Genomic DNA, 17,355 nt, shown 5'->3' on the forward strand with positions numbered 1-17,355 from the left:
ACTGGACGAAGGCGGGCGAGCCGGCTACAAACCGCAGAGGCGACACGGAGAGCCCCGATGACCCCGCGACAACACTGCCTGGACTGCGTGCAGAAGAACCCGCCGGCGCTGCTGGAGGCAGCCCTGTGGATCGCCGCCGAGCATGACCCGAGCCGGGTGCCGGCCGAGGCCCTGCGGGTGTTCGACCACCTGCTGCGGGAGGTGGCCGCCGGGCTGCCCGAAGCGCCACCGGCGGAGCTGGCGCAACCGCTGCTGCGGCGGATGGCGGAGCTGGGTTTCTGCGAAGAGGACGACCAGCCGCTGCAACCGCGCGCCGCGCTGCTGGACCAGGTGCTGGCGAGGCGCCGGGGCCAGCCGCTGTCGCTGGCCCTGGTGGCCCAGGCGCTGGCGGCGCGCTTGGAGATTCCCTTGGCGGGGGTGAACTTCCCCGGCCACTTCCTGGTGCGGGTGCCCGTCGCCGACCACCTGCTGGACCCCTGCACCGGCCGCCGCCTCTACCCCCGGGACTGCCGCGAGCTGTTGCTGCGCACCCTGGGGCCGAAGGCCGAGCTGCTGGCCGAGCACATGCGCCCCTGTTCGGCGCTGGAGCAGTTGCAGCGCCTGTCACGCAACCTGCGCCAGCTGCACTTGCAGGCCGAGCAGGTGGAAGAGGCGCTGAAGGATGCGGAGCGGGTGCTGGAGCTGGGCCCGGCCAACCTGATCGATCACCTGGCGCGGGCCGATATCTACAAGCAGCTGGAGTGCCCCCAGGCCGAACGCTACGACCTGGAGCGGGCGCTGCTGTTGTGCGAGGACGCGAGCCAGCGGCTGCTGCTCAGCCGCCGCCTGGAGCAACTGGGCGCCCCGCCACGGTTGCACTGATCACTGCATCAGGCCCAGCGCCTTGGCGTGGGCCACCGCCTGGGTACGCCGCTTGACCCCGAGCTTGCCGTTGATGCGCCGGGCGTGGGTCTTCACCGTGTGCAGGGAGATGAACAGGCGCTCGGCGATCTCCTGGTTGGAACTGCCCTGGGCGATCAGCCCCAGCACTTCCAGTTCGCGGGGGCTGAGCGGGCCGCTGTCCTCCTCCAGCGCTTCGCCCTCCTCCACCCCCAGTTCACGCAGCATCTCCGGCTGGCGCAGGCGCAGCTCGCGCACCGGTTGCTGCAGGTTCAGCTGGCTGGCGAGGGCCAGGGCATTGCGCAGCACGGCCGCGGCGGTGTCGGCCTCGCCGCTGAGGTATTCGGTTTCCGCCAGGGCCAGGTGGACTTCCACCTCCAGGGCCTGGAGGCCCTTCTCCCGGGCCTTCTGCAACTGCCCGAGCAGCCGCTGCCGGGCGTTGAACACTTCGCCCTCGTACAGCTCGGCCAGGGCCAGTTGCCACTCGATGCGCGGGATCAGGTCGAGGGTCGCCGGCGGCGCCTGCACGGCGTGCTCGCCCCGGAAGTGCCGCAGCACCCGCAGCAGGGCATGACGGGCCTGGCCGGCGCGGCCCTGCATGAGCAGCAGGCTGCTGCTCACCTGCAGCAGCACGGCGCGGTAGACCCGCTCGGGGATGTGCCGCAGCTGCATGAGGCGCTCGGCCTCGCGCAAGCGGTCGAAGGCCTGGTCGAAGGCACGCTGGTTGGCGTCCAGCACGGCCAGGCCGAGGTAGCCGTAGAGGGCCCGGTAGTCCTCGCAGGCGCGGGCCTCGCGCAGGCCGGACTGGTAGTGCTGGCGGGCCGCGTCCTCCAGGCCCTGGCGCAGGGCCAGCCGGCCCCGGCGCAAGGCGATGCGGCCCAGCAGCGGGCTGGCGTCCAGCGCCTGGCCCATGAGGAAGGTCTGCGCCCGCTCCAGCACGGCATCGGCCCGCAGCAGCGCGCCCCGGTGTTCCAGCAACTGGGCGTGGTCGAGTTCGAGGAAGGCCTCCAGCAACAGGCAGCCCTGGCTACGCGCCAGCACCAGGGCCTCGCGGTTCAGGGACTGGGCCTGGTCCAGCTCGCCGGCCAGCAGGGCTTGCTGGGTGAGTGCGGAATAGCAGATCAGCCGCTGGTCCCAGGCATCTTCGTCAAGGCCGGCCAGGGCTTCCCCCAGATGCAGCCGGGCGTTGGGGCCGTCGCCCTGGAGGTGGGCCAGCAGGCCGTGCTGCGCCTGCCAGTAGGCCACCAGGCGCCGCTGCTGGCGGGCGTCCGGCTGGGGCAGGAAGCGGCCCTGCTCGGCGATGCAGCGCACGGCTTCGTCCAGGCGCCCGGCGAACAGCAGGGCACCGGCCAGCAGCCGCAGGGAATGCGGTGAGACCCGCAGCAGGTCTTCGCCGACGTCGGCGTGCAGGCGCAGCAGCAAGGCCGCGTTGCGCCCGATGAACAGCTCGCGCACGCCGTAGTGCTGCAGCAGGCTGACGGCCACTTCAGGCTGGCTGGCCTCCAGCGCATGCTCGATGGCAGCCGGCCAGTCTTCGCAGGCGGCGAACCACTGGCAGGCGCGCAGGTGCCAGCCGCGTCCACCGCTGCCGTCACGGGCGCGCACCTGCCGGGCCAGGGGCGGGAACAGGCGGAACCAGCCGGGCGCCTCGGGTACGCTTTCGACGAAGCCGCCGAGGGCTTCCAGCTCACGCAGCAGGCCGGCGCCCTCCCCAGGGCCGAACAGGTGTTCGCAAAGGTCGGCATTGAAGCGCGGCAGGTGCACCAGGGCGTGCCAGGCTTCGCTGAGTTCCTGGCCCAGGCCGGCGAACAGTTCGTGCTCCAGGTAACCCATGAGGGTGGTGGACAGGGCCTGGCGCTGCAGCGGATCGGCAAAGCCCCACTCCACCGGCTCCAGCAGGGCCATGCGCACCCCGGCGCACCAGCCGCCGGTGCTCTCGTGCAGGCGCGCCGGCGCGTCGGCCGGCCAGGGCTGGCGGGAGTCCCGCAGCAGCGGCACCAGTTCGTCGGGCTGGAAGGCCAGGGTGGCGGCGTCGAACTCCAGCAGGTCGCCGTCGATCAGCAGGCGCGGGAGGTTGCAGGCGGGACGGCGGCGGGTGCTCAGCCACCAGGTGATGGCGCCGCCACTGGCAGCGATGAGTCGGTCGAGGCAGGCGTCGAGGGCGGGGTCGGGCTGGCGGGCGTAGTCGTCGAGCATCAGCCAGGTGGGGCTGCGCCAGACGGCCAGGGCGCGCAGCAGGCTGGGTTCGTCGTCCGCCTCCAGCCCCAGCGCGACGGCCAGGATGGCGCGCAACCCGGCCTCGCCCTCACTGCCACCGAGGGGCAGCCAGTGCAGGGCATAGCCCGGGGGCCGGCGCTGGGCGCACTCCAGCAGCAGCACACTCTTGCCACAGCCGGCGGGCGCGCAGAGCAGGCGCAGGCGTGCGGCACTGGCCAGCAGGGGCTCCACCAGCCGGGGACGGGCGACATGCAGGGCCGGCAGCCTGGGCAGGCACACCGGTGGCGCGATGAGGTTCAGTGAGGACATGCCGGCTGCCTCTTGTTCTGTTCAGGGCTGCTCGTGGCGCCACCCTAGGCGCGAGGGGAGGCGTTGTTGAAGGATCATTCAGGCCCCTGATTCGGGCCTATAAGGGCCGGGGAGACGGCGGCCGCAGGCCCCCGATGCATCGAAGCGGAAGCACGGCCACAAAAAAGCGGCCCGAAGGCCGCTATCAAGCGTCACTGACAAGCAAGGGACCGCACACCTCCTTGTGCGCGGGTGGAGCGGTTAGCGAACGCCGGCGTTGCGCAGGGCGGCCGGGGTGTAGTCGGCGGCCTTGCCGACGAAGCCGAACTCGAAGCTGTGCTTCTCCTCGTTCTTCATGCCCAGGGCCAGGTAGCGGCCGGCGATGATGTCGTACAGCGCTTCCAGGGTGTAGGCCGGCACCTGATGGTGGTAGTAGAACTGGGCGTGGCCCTCGGCGACGCGCCACAGCTGGCCACGGCCGTCGTAGTGGTCCACCAGGGCCACCTGCCAGCTGTCCTCGTCGATGTACATGTGGCGCTTGGCGTAGATGTGCCGCTCACCCGGTTTCACCGTGGCCACCACTTCCCACACGCGGTGCAGCTCGTAGCGGGTCAGGTCCTGGTTGATGTGGCCGGCCTTGATGATGTCGTCGTACTTGAGCGAAGGCGAGTCCAGCTTGTAGCTGTTGTAGGGGATGTACATCTCCTTCTTGCCCACCAGCTTCCAGTCGTAGCGGTCCGGTGCGCCGGAGAACATGTCGAAGTTGTCCGAGGTGCGCAGGCCGTCGGCGGCGGTGCCGGGACCGTCGTAGGCGACCTGGGGCGCACGGCGCACGCGGCGCTGGCCGGCGTTGTAGATCCACGCCAGGCGCGGCTCCTTCACCTGGTCGAGGGTTTCGTGCACCAGCAACACGTTGCCGGCCAGGCGCGAGGGGGCGGTGACCTGCTGCTTGAAGAAGGTCAGCACGTTCTCGCCCTTGGCGGCCGGCAGGTCGGGCATTTCCTGGGGCACGGCCACTTCTTCCTCGAAGCGGATGGGGGTGTAGGAGCCGTTCACCTGGGGCGTGGCCTGGGTGATGACCCGGCGCAGGTTGCCGCCCCGGTAGCGGGTGACGTGGTTCCAGATCACTTCCACGCCGCTCTTGGGGATGGGGAAGGCGTAGTAGCGGCTTTCGGCGAAGTGGGCGAGGCCGTTGCCGTCGTTGATGGGCTGGACGTACAGCGCACTTTTCTTCGCGGCGTCCTGCACGGCCTGGGGCACGTTCACGGTGCGGTGGGTGGGGTACACCGGGATGCGGTAGGTCTCGGGGTAGCGCTTGAGCATCGCCACCTGGCCGTCGGAGAGCTTGTCCTTGTACTGGTCCACGTTCTGCGCGGTGATGGTGAACAGCGGCTTCTCGTTGGCGAAGGGGTCGGCGAGGAAGCCCTTGGCGTCCACGGCGCCGGCATCCTTGCCGATGCCACCGGTCCAGGCGGGGATGCTGCCGTCGGCATTGCCGGCCTTCTCCGCGCCCAGGGGGGTGAGGGTGGTGCCGAGCTGGGCGGCTTCATCGGCGGAAACCGCGGCCATCACCTGGCTGGCCAGCAGGCTGAGGGCCAGGGCGGTGCTTTGCAGGAGGGTCTTGCGCATAGTCGTTTCGTCCACTCAGAAGTTCATGCCGAAGCTGACGGCGAGGAAGTCGCGGTCCACCAGGGTGTTGTACTTGCCGCCGAAGAAGTCGGTGTAACTGATGCTCGCGGTGTAGGTGTTCTGGTAGTCGGCGTCGAGGCCGATGCTCAGGGCCTTGGCACCTTCATTGAAGAGGCCGTTGGGGCCGTAGCCGTCGACGTCGTGGGACCAGGCCACGTTGGGCTTGAGGTTGATGCCGGCGATGACGTTGGCGTAGTCCAGCACGGCGCGGGTGCGGTAGCCCCAGGAGGTGCGGGTGACGAAGCCGTGGGTGTCGCCGCCGAAGCCGTAGGTGCCGTACACCGAGTCACGCCCGTAGCGCAGCTCGCGCGGGTTCTCCAGGCCGCCGACGCGGGCCAGGCCGACCTCGCCCACCAGCGTCAGGCGCTCGGCGCCCAGGACCTGGTCGAAGAAGTGGGTCAGGGTGGTCTGTACCTGGGTGATTTCCTTGCGCTTGTAGCCGGTGTTGTCGGCGCCCTCACGGGACGCGATGGGAGACGCCGTGCCCCCTGCCAGCGGGTTGACCAGGGCCAGGGTCACGTCGTTGGTGTTGAGCTGGATGGGCGCGTTCGGGCGGTAGCTGATCTCGCCGCTCCAGGCGGTGCCGGTGGGCAGGGTGGTGGAGAAGCTCAGGCCGTAGAGCCGGATGTCCTCGGGGTATTCCAGGTAGTAGCGGCCGTTGCCGAGCGCCATGCTCTGGGCGAGCCCGGCACCGTTTGCAGCCACGGCAGCGGCAATGGCGGGGTTGCCCACGGAGCAACCGGCCGGACGCCCCAGGCTTGCGCAAACGGCGGCTTCGAGGGTCTGGCCGAACAGCGGGTTGGCAGCCGTCGCCAGTACGCCCGTGGCCGTCTTGGTGCCCACGAACGGCGTGCGGCTGTGGTAGTTCATGAAGTACGCGCCGTACTCGGTCTCGTCGCCCAGCCAGCGCAGGGCCACGCCGAACTGGCCGGAGTCGCGGGCGTCGCGGTCGCCGCCACGGGGCAGGATCACGCCTTCGCGGGCCACCTGGAAGCCCTGGCCGAAGCCCGCTGCGATGGGCTGCAGCGGCGCGATGGCCGGGGAGCCCACGGTGTAGCCGGTCACGCAGCCATCGGCGGCCACGTCGCCACCGAAGAAGGTGCCGCAGTTGTCCAGCACGGTCTGGTCCCATTCCAGCTGGTAGAAGCCTTCCACGCTGAGCTGGTCGGTGAGGGTCTGGGACAGGTAGAACATGTTCACCGGGATCAGGCCTTCCTTGATCTCGGCGCCGGGACGGCGGAAGGCGGAGACGTCCACCGGGTTGATGGAGTTGATGCTGTTGCCGATGAAGGTGCTCTCGCCCCAGCTCACCACCTGCTTGCCGAGGCGGACGTTCCCCGGCAGGTCGGCGATGCTGTAGTTGTGGTAGACGAACGCATCCAGCAGTTGCGCGCCGGCGGACTTGGAGCCTTCCTTGCGGTTGTGGTCGCTGATGGGCTTGAAGCGGCGGTCCTCGTCCTTCAGCTCGAAGTCGTACCAGTACTTGCCCCGCAGGAAGATGCCGGTGTCGCGGTACTTCAGCTCCAGGTCGTGGATGCCCTTGAAGATCTTCGAGAAGGTCTCGCCCTTCTTGAAGTTGAGGCGGCCGTCGTCACCGGTAGACGACTGGCCCTTGCCGCCGTTCACGGTGCTGATCAGGTCCGGGTCGCCATTGCGCATGGACCAGCTGGCGCCGACGGAGAGCGAGGAGTCGAACTGCCCCTCGATCTCGCCGATGTTGAAGTTCACGGCCTGGGCCTGGGTGGCGCAACCCAGGGTGATGGCGACGGCCAGCGCGTGCGGCCGGAAAACTGCGCGCGTTGTTGTTTTTGTCATGCGGCTTTCCTGGTGGGTGTAAGGAGGGCACCACCCTAACCAGTCACCCGCGCAGGCGATAAGCGCACCAAGGAGGGATTCATCCCTGTCGCTCGAAAGAGTGAATCCACCGCCACCACAGGCGTCTCAGAGGGCCTTGTTAGGCCTCGCGGGGCTTTGGCATCCTCCCCGCTTTGCCCCACCGGCCACCGCCATGAACGACACCGACGCCCAGACCCTGGCCACCCGCGAGGTGGTGATGCGCTACCACCTGAGCTGGAAGGCGCGCGACATCGACGCCGTGCTCGCCCTCTACCACCCCGAGGTGGAATACAACGACTTCTTCCAGAACCGCTGCATGCGCCTGGCGGAGCTGGGCGACTACGTGCGCGCCACCATGCCCAGCGCCCCGGACGACTTCCTGGTGCACAGCGACCGCATCCGCGTGGACGGCGACACCGCCTTCATCCAGTACAGCCTGCGGGTCGGCCGCAGCGGTACCTTTCGTACCAGCGAGGCCATTACCGTTCGTGACGGGCTGATCTGGCGCATCAACGAGTACGCCCTGCTGGTGGCCGATGCCCGCGCCAGCGGCGAGCCCGAGCGCTCCAGCCGCCCGGCCGCCAGCCGCCTGGGCCTCTCCGCCCGCCAGTTGAGCCTGCTGGCACGGGACCTGGAGGACTACTTCCAGCGCAGCCAGCCCTACCTCGACCCGGCCCTGGACCTGCACCAGGTGGCCACCGCCACCGGCTACACCCGCAACCAGATCTCCTACCTGCTCAACCAGATGCTCGGCCAGAGCTTCTACCAGTACGTGAACCAGGCGCGCCTGCGTCACCTGCTGGCCCAGCTGGAGGCGCAGCGCTCGGTGGCACGCATCGACGAGCAGGCCTTCGCCGCCGGTTTCAACTCCCTCTCGGCCTTCTACCGCTGCTTCCGCCAGCACACCGGCCTGTCGCCCAAGGCCTACCTCAAGCGCCTGCAGGCCGAGGGCTGAGCGCCCCGCTGCCTTGTCGGCGTGCCCGCGCGCACGACAAGGCGACCGGCAGCCACTAGGCTTGCCGCCCACGATCCCTTTAGACCCGAGGAATGCCCATGCCGGCCTGGAAATCGATCAGCCTGTGGATGGACCAGCTCGACGAGCCCCTCACGCCCCGCCCGGCCCTGGGCGGCAGCCTGGAGGCCGACGTCGCCATCATCGGCGCCGGCTACACCGGCCTGTGGACCGCCTACTACCTCAAGCGCCAGGCGCCCGAACTGAAGGTGGTGGTGCTGGAATCGGAAATCGCCGGCTTCGGCGCCAGCGGGCGCAACGGCGGCTGGCTGATGGGCAACCTGCTGGGCGAGGACCGCGCCCTGGCCAAGCTCTCCCGCGAGGAGCGCCGCGCCAGCTGGGACCTGCTCCACGGCATCCCCGACGAGGTGGCCGAGGTGCTCACCCGCGAGGGCATCGACTGCGACTACCGCAAGGGCGGCGTGCTCTACTGCGCGGCCCGCTACCCGGAGCAGGAAACCCGCCTGCGCCACTACCTCGACGACCTCCACGCCGAAGGCCTGAACGACGACGACTACCGCTGGCTCGCGCCCCACGAACTGGCCGGGCACATCCGCGTGGCCGGCGCCCTGGGCGGCCTCTACAGCCCGCACTGCGCCACCATCCAGCCGGCCCGCCTGGTGCGCGGCCTGGCCAGCGCCGTGGAGCGCCTCGGCGTGCAGGTGTTCGAACAGAGCCGGGTCACCGACTGGGCCCCGGGCCGGGTCACCACCCTGCAGGGCGAGGTGAAGGCGCGCTGGGTGGTGCCTGCCGTGGAAGGCTACGCCGCCGCGCTGCCGCCCCTGGGGCGCTACCAGTTGCCGGTGCAGAGCCTGCTGGTAGCCACCGAGCCGCTGCCGGAGTCCACCTGGGCCGAGATCGGCCTGGCCCAGGGCCAGGCGTTCAGCGAGTTCAGCCGCCAGGTCACCTACGGCCAGCGCACCGCCGACAACCGCCTGGCCTTCGGCGCCCGGGGCGGCTACCGCTTCGGTGGTCGCCTGCGGGAAGACTTCAACCTCGACGAAGAGGAAGTGGGCCTGCGCCGCTACCTGTTCGGCGAGCTGTTCCCCATGCTGCGCAACGTGCGCCTGACCCACAGCTGGGGCGGCAACCTCGGCATGGCCCGGCGCTTCCAGCCGCACATGCTGGTGGACCGCGCCAACGGCATCGCCCTCTCCGGCGGCTACGGCGGCGAAGGCGTCGGCGCCACCAACCTGGGCGGGCGCACCCTGGCCGACCTCATCCTCGGCCGCGAGACGCTGCTCACCCGCCAGCCCTGGGTACTCGGCGACGGCCCGCTGGATCGCCTCGCCGCCTGGGAGCCGGAGCCCTGCCGCTGGCTCGGCTACAACGCCATCATCCGCAGCTTCGTCCACGAGGACCGGGTGCTGGCCAACCCCCACAGCGCCCCCTGGCGGCGAGCCCTGGCCGCGCGCCTGGCCGCCTTCATGGAAAGCCTCATGCGCTGACGCGGCCCCGCCGCGCAGCCCCCTCCCCCCTGATTGGAAGCCCTTGCATGAAAGCCACCCTGCTGCAGAACACCCACACCCTGCCCCTGTCCGAACCCAGCCCGGTGCCGGTACCCGTCGGTGAGCCGGTGCCCCATACCCGCGTGCATTCCGTCGAGCGCACCGACGGCGTGGAAACCGGCGTATGGGAATGCAGCCCCGGCAAGTTCCGCCGGCAGATCCTCGAGCAGGAGTTCTGCCACTTCACCCACGGCAGCTGCACCTTCACCCCGGACGGCGGCGAGCCCATCGAGATCAAGGCCGGCGACGCCCTGCTGCTGCCCGCCAACAGCCTGGGCGTGTGGGACGTGAAGGAAACCCTGCGCAAGACCTACGTCATCATCAGCCGCTGATCCCGGGGCCTTCGGGCCCTGGAAACCGACCGGCACCTCGGGCAGAGTGCCGGCGGTCCCCTCCCTGGTACGCCGCATGCCCGCGCCCTCCCCCCGCCACCTGCCCGTGTTCGATGCCCCGGACGCCCGCCTGCGCCCGGTGACCCGCGACTACCCCGACGGCCATTGCACCCCCGAGCACTGGCACGAGGGCGCACAGCTGATCTACGCCACCACCGGGGTGATGGAACTGAGCTGTGGCCAGGGCTGCTGGCTGATCTCGCCGCAGCAGGCGCTGTGGATGCCCGCGCGCCTGCCCCACCGGCTGCGGGCCCGAGGGCCGGTGGCGCTGCGCACGGTGTACCTGCGCCCGGACCAAGCCCCGGCCGAACTACCCGATGCGCCCTACAGCCTGATGGTCAGCCCCCTGCTGCGCGAGCTGCTGCCCCGCGCCCTGCCGGTGGACGGCCGGACGCCCCCCGACAGCCGCGCCGCGCACCTGATGCACCTGCTGCTGGACGAGATGCGCCAGGCCCACGCCGTGCCCCTGCGCCTGCCGATGCCCCGCGACCCACGCCTGCAGAAGCTCTGTCTGGGCCTGCTGGAGCAGCCGGGCGATCCCCGCAGCCTGGCGGACTGGGGCACCCAGGTGGGAGCCTCGACGCGCACCCTGGCGCGGCTGTTCCGGGCCGAGCTGGGCACCAGCTTCCTGCTCTGGCGCCAGCGGGCCCGCATCCAGGCAGCCCTGCCCCGGCTGGAGCGGGGCGAGGCGGTGACGCGCATCGCGGCGGACCTGGGCTACGAATCCAGCGGAGCCTTCACCAGTGCGTTTCGCCGGCTGATGGGCAAGTCGCCGAAGGCCTGGCGCAACGAGGCTGGCTGATCAGCGCCGGTAACTGGCCGATGACCGACGGCCAACCGCCACCGCCCGCCCTACCCTGGGAGCCTCTGCCACGAGGAGCCCTGCCATGCCCACTGTCCACCGCCACAGCCTGCGCATCCCGGTCAACGGAATCGAACTGGACGCCTGGTACTACCTGCCGGATGCCCCGGCCCCCTTCCCATTGCTGCTGATGAGCCCCGGCTTCGCAGCGCTCAAGGCGTTGCACCTGGATGCCTTCGCCCGTCACTTCGCCGAGGCCGGCTTTGCCGTGGTGCTCTGCGACCACCGGGGCTTCGGTGCCAGTGGTGGGGAACCGCGCGAGGACATCGACCCGTGGCAGCAGGTGGACGACCTGCGCGAGGTGCTCACCTGGGCCAGCCTGCGCCCGGAAGTGGACGCCAGCCGCCTGGGGGTCTGGGGCTCCAGCTACAGCGGCGGCCACGCCATCGTGCTCGGCGCGCTGGACCGGCGGGTGCGCTGCGTGGTCGCCCAGGTGCCCACCATCAGCGGCCACCAGAGCTTCCTGCGGCGCGCGGGGGCGGGCCTGCATGCTGCGCGGGAGGCCTTCCAGGCCGACCGCCTGGCCCGCTACCAGGGGCAGCCGCCCAGCTACCGCCGGGTGATCAGCGAAGGCGACGCGCCCGGCCTCTACCCCGGTGCCGATGCCAGCGCCTTCTACGGCGCCAGCGCCACCCTGGCGCCGGACTGGCAGAACCGCGTGACCCTGCGCTCCAGCGAGCGGGCCAGCGAGTACGAACCGGGCAGCTGCATCGAACGCGTCAGCCCCACGCCGCTGATGCTGCTGGTGGCCGAACACGACACGGTGACCCCCACCGACCTGGCCCTGGCCGCCTACCAGCAGGCCCGGGAGCCGAAGCGGCTGGTGCTGCTGCCGGACGGGCATTTCGAGCCCTACACCCGGCATGCGCCCCAGGCGATGGCAGAGGCGCTGGCGTGGTTCCGCCAGCACCTGATGGATCAGTCGAAGCGGCCGTGACGGCCTTTCCCGGCGCTGAAGGCCTGGGCGCCCAGGCGGGTTTCGCCGCTGTGGATAACCGCCAGGCCGCCCTCGAATTCGTGGGCGATGGCGGCCTCGAACGGCAGCTCCCATTGGGCGTAGGCACTGGCGCGGTCGGCGAGCAGGCAGCGCTGCGGAAAGGCGGCGATCTCCCGCGCCAGGCCTTGCGCTGCTTCCAGCGCCGACCCGGCCGGCACCACGCGGTTCACCAGGCCGATGGCAAGCGCCTCGTCGGCCTGCACCGGGCGCCCGGTGAGGATCAGGTCCAGCGCCCGGCCCTGGCCGACGATGCGCGGCAGGCGCACGGTGCCGCCGTCGATCAGCGGCACGCCGAAGCGCCGGCAGAACACACCGAGCACGGCGTCCTCGGCCATCACCCGCAGGTCTGCCAGCAGCGCCAGTTCCAGCCCACCGGCCACGGCATGGCCTTCGATGGCGGCGATCAGCGGCTTGGCCAGCTGCATGCGGCTCGGTCCCATGGGCCCGTCGCCGTCCGCCTCCAGGCGGTTGCGCCGCGCGCTGTCCTCGGCCACCGCCGCCAGGTCGGCCCCGGCGCAGAAGGTGCCGCCGCTGCCGGTGAGCACCGCCACCCGCGCGTCATCGTCCGCCTCGAAGGCCCGCAGCGCCGCAGCCAGGGCCTCGGCGGTGGGGCGGTCGACGGCGTTGCGCACCTGCGGGCGGTCGATGATCAGGGTGGTGATGGGGCCGTGTTTTTCGACGCGGATGCTCATCGGGAACTCCTTGGGGGTAAACGCAGGCAAGAAAAAGGCCGGCAAGATTGCCGGCCTTCACCCTAGTGCGTTCCCGGGGAGGTGTTCAGCCTGCTGGCGGAATCCCCTAGGAGTCTGGCGGGATCAACCCGTGTATTTCTGCAGGTTGGCCATCATTTCCTTCAGGGCTTCGACGTTGTCCGCCGGGTGGGCAGCGCCTTCGAAGTCGCAGATCTGCTGCCAGCTGGCGGCCACGTCTTCGACGCTGAAGCCCTGGCGCGGGTCGAAGCCGGCGCCCAGGCTGCGCTCCCAGCGCACCTTACCGATCCAGCCGCCGCCCACTTCGAACAGGCCGGAGGTTTCCTGGCACTGCTCGCTGCCGAGGAACACCACCAGGGGGCTGACCAGCTCGGGCTTGAGCTGCTCGAACACCTGCGGCGGGATCAGGCCTTCGGTCATGCGGGTGCCGCCGGTGGGGGCGATGGCGTTGACCAGGATGTTGTTCTTGCGGCCTTCGATGGCCAGGGTGCGGGTCAGCCCGTAGAGGCCGAGCTTGGCCATGCCGTAGTTGGACTGGCCGAAGTTGCCGTAGATGCCGGAGGTGGACGAGGTGAAGATCACCCGGCCATAGCCCTGCTCGCGCAGGTGCGGCCAGGCGGCGCGGGTGACCTTGTAGGCGCCTTCGACGTGGACCTTGTAGACCAGCTCCCAGTCGGCGTCTTCCATCTTGTGGAAGGTCTTGTCGCGCAGGATGCCGGCGTTGTTGACCACCACATCGATGCGGCCGAAGTGGTCCAGCGCGGTCTGCACGATCTTGTCGCCGTCGGTGACGGAGTCATGGTTGGCCACGGCGGTGCCGCCCGCTTCGCGGATCTCGGCCACCACGCGGTCGGCGGCGGAGGCGTTGGCGCCCTCGCCATGGGTGCTGCCGCCCAGGTCGTTCACCACCACCTTGGCGCCATGCTTGGCGAACAGCAGGGCATGGGCGCGGCCAAGACCGCCACCGGCGCCGGTGACTATGACCACTTTGTCTTCGAAACGGATCGATTCGCTCATGCAATGGACTCCAGGGCAGTTTCGGGTATCGGCCGAGTGTCCTGCAGTGCCGCCCGGCCGACAAGAAAGGTGGACGGGCATGAATGGTGAGCGATAACGGCGGGGGATGGCCGGGCGCGTCGCAGAGCGCCCGGCGGCGGCTCAGTCGAAGGGCATGAACAGCGCGCCACGCGGGCGCAGCTTGAACAGCCACCAGTTGTAGAAGGTGCAGAGCAGGGTCACCAACAGGCAGGCGACGAAGCAGCCGACGCAGCTGAACCAGACCCAGGGGGCGTTCTCGTAGTAGGCGGCGTAGGCCACCAGGCCGAAGCTGGCCAGCAGCAGGAGCACGGCCAGGCCACGCCCGGCAATGCGGAAGAAGGGGTGCAGCAGCACCAGCAGCTTGTACAGCATGTGACCTCCGAGCCCGGGCACAGGGCCCGGGCGCATCTTGGAAAGGAGGCCGCGATGCTAGGCCGCGGAGCCGCTGGCAGGCTGCCGGACAATTCCGAATGCACTACCGGACGGCTCCGGGAAACGCCCCTAGGCGAGGCGCAGGCGGCTGAGGTGGTCGTACAGGTGCATGACGTGGGCCTGGGCGTACTCGGCATGATCGAGGGCGCCGTAGGCGAAGTGCGGGGCCAGTTCGCCGGTGTGCGCGGCGAAGTCGGCGAAGGCGCGTTGCAGGCGGGCCAGGGCCTCGGCCTGGGCGAGCGGGGCATCCAGTGCCGGGGCACCGGGGATGGCCTCGTCCAGCGGGTGGCGCATGGCGCCCCGGGCGGCGAAGAGGTCGAAGGCCAGCGGGCCGACGCTGTGGCGGAACCAGGCCGGCTTGAGCTGTGGATAACCCGTGAGGGAGAACTCGATGCTCTGGGCGCAGTGGTTGAACACTTCGGCCGGGCTCCAGCCGGCGAGGCTGACCAGGGTGCGCCCTTCCCAACCGGCCAGCAGGCGCTGGGCCGCCTCCAGGCTGACGGGCGCCGGCGCCACCGCGCGGGGCAGCGCCCAGTAACCGGCGCCTGCAGCGGCCACGCTCCCGAGGGCGGTCAGTTGCAGGAGTCGACGTCGTTTCATGTGGTGCTCTCCAGGGCCTGGCGGAACGCCAGGTAATGCTGCAGGACCTGGCTCGGTGCCTCGGTCTGCGGGTAATGGCCGATGTGTTCGAGGAGCACGGTGTCGGGCTCGGGGATCAGTTCGCGGTAGCGCGCCACCATGTGGGCGCCGGAAATGGGGTCGACGGCACCGTCGATCACCCGCAGCGGCACGCCGCCTTTCTGCATGGCGGCCACCCAGCGGTCGCGCTGCTCGCGGCGCTCGGGGATGTAGCGGATCAGCCGGTGCATCACCGCCGGGCCATCGTGGGCGGCCACCAGGCTCCAGAAGTCATCCAGCTCCGCTGCCGAAGGCTGGGTCGCCGGGCCGAAGACCTTGCCGAAGTTCGCTCCCAGCTTGGCGCGGGAAAAGCCCCGGCCGATCAGGGGTCCCAGGGGGCTGAGCAGCAGCTTCTGCACCAGCACCGGGCGGTGGGTCTCGGGGAACAGCCCGCCGTTGAGGAACACGCAGCTGGCGATCCGGGCGCGGCCTTCGTGGTGCCGCGCCAGCAGCTCCTGGGCGACGCTGTCGCCGTAGTCGTGGGCCAGCAGGTGCACCGGGCCGTCGATGCCCAGGTGGCGTACCAGGGCCTGCTGCAGGTCGGCCTGTTCCAGCAGGCGGTAGTCGTGGCCGCGCGGCTTGTCGGAGTCGCCGAAGCCGAGCATGTCGCAGGCGATCACCCGGTAGCGCTCGGCCAGGGGCTGCCACAGGTAGTGCCAGTCCCAGGCGGCGGTGGGGAAGCCGTGGATCAGCAGCAGCGGCTCGCCCTGCCCGGCCTCCCAGTAGCGGATGCGGTGGCGATGGAACAGCAGGTCGCGGCCCTGGGCGCGCCAGTCGCCCAGGGGGATGCCCGGCAGGGCCATCAGTCGCGGTACCCGGGGTTCTGCTGGTCGAGCTTGCGCAGCAGCGCCGGCCACGGCAGCGCGCCGCCCATGCCGGTGGGGCTCTTCATCACGCCGGCGATCATCTGCCGGGCGCCGTCCAGGATCTGCTGCGGGATGTGGATCAGCTCGGCGCCGCCGCTCTGGGCCATCACCTGCACTTCGCAGGCGCGCTGCATCGTGAACATGCCGAGGAAGGCGTCGGCGATGCTGCCGAAGGCGGTGAGCAGGCCGTGGTTGGGCAGGATCATGAAGTTGGCGCTGCCGAGGTCGGCCTGCAGGCGGGCCTTCTCCTCGTGGTGCAGGGCCACGCCTTCGTAGCCGTGGTAGGCCAGGCTGGCGAGCACGAACAGGGATTGCTGGGAGAGCGGCAGCAGGCCCTGCTTCTGCGCCGAGACGGCGATGCCGGCGGGGGTGTGGATGTGCAGCACGCAGCCGACGTCCTGGCGCACTTCGTGGATGGCGCTGTGGATGGTGTAGCCGGCGGGGTTGATGTCGTAGGGGCTGTCCATCAGCTTGTTGCCGGCCAGGTCGACCTTCACCAGGCTGGAGGCGGTGATCTCGTGGAACATCATCCCGTAGGGGTTGATGAGGAAGTCCTCGGTGCCGGGCACCTTGGCGGAGATGTGGGTGAAGATCAGGTCGTCCCAGCCGTACAGGGCGATCAGGCGGTAGCAGGCGGCCAGGTCGACGCGGGTCTGCCACTCGGCGGCGGAGACCTGGTCCTTCATGGAGGGGCTGGGCGGAGTCTGGGCAGCGGTCACGGCGATCACCTCGTTGTTGTTGTGGGTGACCGGAGTCTAGCGAGGCCGTGCCACCCCGCGAGTCGCCTTGGCAGCCATCCTGATGACCGAGGGAGTCACAACAGGTGGGTCAGCAGAGGCGCGGCGAACAGGTTCAGCAGCCCCATCAGGACCATCACCAGGCCGGCGACGGTGCCCTCTTCGCGCCCCACTTCCTGGGCCCGGCTGACCCCGGCACCGTGGGCACCGACGCCGAACAGGGCGCCCCGGGCGAGGCTGCTGCGCAGCGGCAGGAAGCGGATCAGCAGGCTGCCGGCGAGGGCGCCGAAGACGCCGGTGATCATCACGAACACCGCCGTCAGCTCCGGTACGCCGCCCAGGCCCTGGGCCAGGGGCATGGCGAAGGGCGTGGTGATCGAACGCGGCACCAGCGAGCGGCTCACCGGCGCCTCCAGGGCCAGGGCCTGGGCCAGCCACCAGGAGCTGGCGATGGCCACGCTGCTGCCCATCAGCATGCCCAGTGAGAGCGCCGGCCAATGCCGGGCCAGCAGGGCGCGCTGCTGCCAGATGGGCACAGCGAAGGCCACCGTGGCCGGGCCGAGCAGCAGCATCAGCCAGTGGGTGAGCCCGGCGTACTCGGCATAGGCGGTGTGCAACGGCACGGCCACCGCCAGCAGCAGCGACGGCACCAGGATCAGCGGCGACAGCAGGTAGCGTCCGCTGCGCCGGTACAGCCAGCGGCTGAGCAGGTAGCCGCCGAGGGTCAGGGCGAGCCAGAACCAGGCCATCGGATCAGTGCTCATGGCGTTCACTCCAGCGGCACACCAGCTCCACGGTCAGGGCGGTGGCGAGCATCACCAGCAACGTGCTGACGCCGATCACCAGCAGGATGCGCCAGCCTTCGCTGCGCAGCAGCGCACCGTAGTCCAGCAGGCTCATCAGCGCCGGGATGAAGAACAGCAGCATCTCCGCCATCAACAGCCCGGCGCCCAGTTGCAGCGCTGCGGGCTGCACGCGACCGCTGGCGAAGGCGGCCAGCAGCAGGCCGAGGCCGATCACCCCGCCGGGAATCGGCCAGGCCAGCCAGGCGGCGATCTGGCCACCCAGCAGGTAAAGGGTGATGAGCACGACGAGCTGCAGGACGAGGCGGGACAAGTGGCTGAGGCGGGCGCGGGACATGGGATGCACTCCAGTGATGGCGTGCAGCTTAGGGCCGCGCCTATCATCCCAAAAGCGAATTGTTCGACTTGCTC

Annotated in this window: 17 protein-coding genes; 6 read left to right on the forward strand and 11 right to left on the reverse strand. The window is 70.2% G+C overall.

Annotated features, from left to right (window positions below; all coding sequences use genetic code 11):
* Window positions 1-57: 57 nt before the first annotated feature.
* Window positions 58-861, forward strand: coding sequence for a SirB1 family protein (locus PotMrB4_RS23350; protein WP_172434608.1), 804 nt, complete (start codon window positions 58-60; stop codon window positions 859-861).
* Here PotMrB4_RS23350 and PotMrB4_RS23355 read toward each other — a convergent pair whose 3' ends face one another.
* From PotMrB4_RS23355 to PotMrB4_RS23365, 3 genes are all read right to left on the reverse strand, one after another.
* Complete coding sequence (locus PotMrB4_RS23355; protein WP_172434609.1) at window positions 862-3,405, reverse strand: LuxR C-terminal-related transcriptional regulator; 2,544 nt, start codon at window positions 3,403-3,405, stop codon at window positions 862-864.
* A gap of 240 nt (window positions 3,406-3,645) precedes the next feature.
* Window positions 3,646-5,013 (reverse strand): DUF1329 domain-containing protein, encoded by a 1,368-nt coding sequence (locus PotMrB4_RS23360; protein ID WP_074970741.1) that lies wholly within the window; start codon window positions 5,011-5,013, stop codon window positions 3,646-3,648.
* A gap of 15 nt (window positions 5,014-5,028) precedes the next feature.
* A complete protein-coding gene (locus PotMrB4_RS23365; RefSeq protein ID WP_044411373.1) occupies window positions 5,029-6,888 on the reverse strand; it encodes a DUF1302 domain-containing protein in 1,860 nt (619 codons plus the stop codon).
* Between the two features lie 238 nt (window positions 6,889-7,126).
* Here PotMrB4_RS23365 and PotMrB4_RS23370 point away from each other — a divergent pair, with 238 nt between their 5' ends.
* The 5 genes from PotMrB4_RS23370 (at window position 7,127) to PotMrB4_RS23390 (ending at window position 11,620) form a co-directional block, all read left to right on the forward strand.
* Window positions 7,127-7,864 (forward strand): AraC family transcriptional regulator, encoded by a 738-nt coding sequence (locus PotMrB4_RS23370; protein WP_044411493.1) that lies wholly within the window; start codon window positions 7,127-7,129, stop codon window positions 7,862-7,864.
* A gap of 98 nt (window positions 7,865-7,962) precedes the next feature.
* Window positions 7,963-9,369 (forward strand): NAD(P)/FAD-dependent oxidoreductase, encoded by a 1,407-nt coding sequence (locus PotMrB4_RS23375; protein WP_172434610.1) that lies wholly within the window; start codon window positions 7,963-7,965, stop codon window positions 9,367-9,369.
* A 47-nt stretch (window positions 9,370-9,416) separates the two neighbouring features.
* Window positions 9,417-9,761, forward strand: coding sequence for a cupin domain-containing protein (locus PotMrB4_RS23380; protein WP_044411379.1), 345 nt, complete (start codon window positions 9,417-9,419; stop codon window positions 9,759-9,761).
* Window positions 9,762-9,837: 76 nt separating this feature from the next.
* Window positions 9,838-10,623, forward strand: coding sequence for an AraC family transcriptional regulator (locus PotMrB4_RS23385; protein ID WP_172434611.1), 786 nt, complete (start codon window positions 9,838-9,840; stop codon window positions 10,621-10,623).
* An 85-nt stretch (window positions 10,624-10,708) separates the two neighbouring features.
* Window positions 10,709-11,620: an alpha/beta hydrolase gene (locus PotMrB4_RS23390; protein ID WP_172434612.1), complete on the forward strand. Its 912-nt coding sequence runs from the start codon at window positions 10,709-10,711 to the stop codon at window positions 11,618-11,620.
* Here PotMrB4_RS23390 and PotMrB4_RS23395 read toward each other — a convergent pair.
* From PotMrB4_RS23395 to PotMrB4_RS23430, 8 genes are all read right to left on the reverse strand, one after another.
* On the reverse strand, window positions 11,602-12,372 hold the full coding sequence (locus tag PotMrB4_RS23395) for a crotonase/enoyl-CoA hydratase family protein (protein ID WP_172434613.1): 771 nt from the start codon (window positions 12,370-12,372) through the stop codon (window positions 11,602-11,604). The two genes, PotMrB4_RS23390 and PotMrB4_RS23395, sit on opposite strands and share 19 nt — an antisense overlap.
* A 123-nt stretch (window positions 12,373-12,495) precedes the next feature.
* A complete protein-coding gene (locus tag PotMrB4_RS23400) occupies window positions 12,496-13,407 on the reverse strand; it encodes an SDR family oxidoreductase (RefSeq protein WP_107330440.1) in 912 nt (303 codons plus the stop codon).
* A gap of 141 nt (window positions 13,408-13,548) precedes the next feature.
* Window positions 13,549-13,800, reverse strand: coding sequence for a hypothetical protein (locus PotMrB4_RS23405; protein ID WP_044411391.1), 252 nt, complete (start codon window positions 13,798-13,800; stop codon window positions 13,549-13,551).
* A 129-nt stretch (window positions 13,801-13,929) separates the two neighbouring features.
* Entirely contained in the window at window positions 13,930-14,460 is a 531-nt protein-coding gene (locus tag PotMrB4_RS23410) for a DUF1569 domain-containing protein (protein WP_074970731.1), read from the reverse strand.
* Window positions 14,457-15,341: an alpha/beta fold hydrolase gene (locus PotMrB4_RS23415; RefSeq protein WP_044411397.1), complete on the reverse strand. Its 885-nt coding sequence runs from the start codon at window positions 15,339-15,341 to the stop codon at window positions 14,457-14,459. Before PotMrB4_RS23415 ends, PotMrB4_RS23410 begins: the two co-directional genes overlap by 4 nt.
* Entirely contained in the window at window positions 15,341-16,090 is a 750-nt protein-coding gene (locus tag PotMrB4_RS23420) for a class II aldolase/adducin family protein (RefSeq protein WP_394354045.1), read from the reverse strand. The genes PotMrB4_RS23415 and PotMrB4_RS23420 overlap by 1 nt, the downstream gene beginning before the upstream one ends.
* Before the next feature lie 128 nt (window positions 16,091-16,218).
* A complete protein-coding gene (locus PotMrB4_RS23425) occupies window positions 16,219-16,905 on the reverse strand; it encodes an LrgB family protein (protein ID WP_172434615.1) in 687 nt (228 codons plus the stop codon).
* Window positions 16,895-17,281, reverse strand: coding sequence for a CidA/LrgA family protein (locus PotMrB4_RS23430; protein ID WP_172434616.1), 387 nt, complete (start codon window positions 17,279-17,281; stop codon window positions 16,895-16,897). The genes PotMrB4_RS23425 and PotMrB4_RS23430 overlap by 11 nt, the downstream gene beginning before the upstream one ends.
* Window positions 17,282-17,355: the final 74 nt, after the last annotated feature.

Source organism: Metapseudomonas otitidis, from assembly GCF_011397855.1.
Lineage (GTDB): Bacteria > Pseudomonadota > Gammaproteobacteria > Pseudomonadales > Pseudomonadaceae > Metapseudomonas > Metapseudomonas otitidis.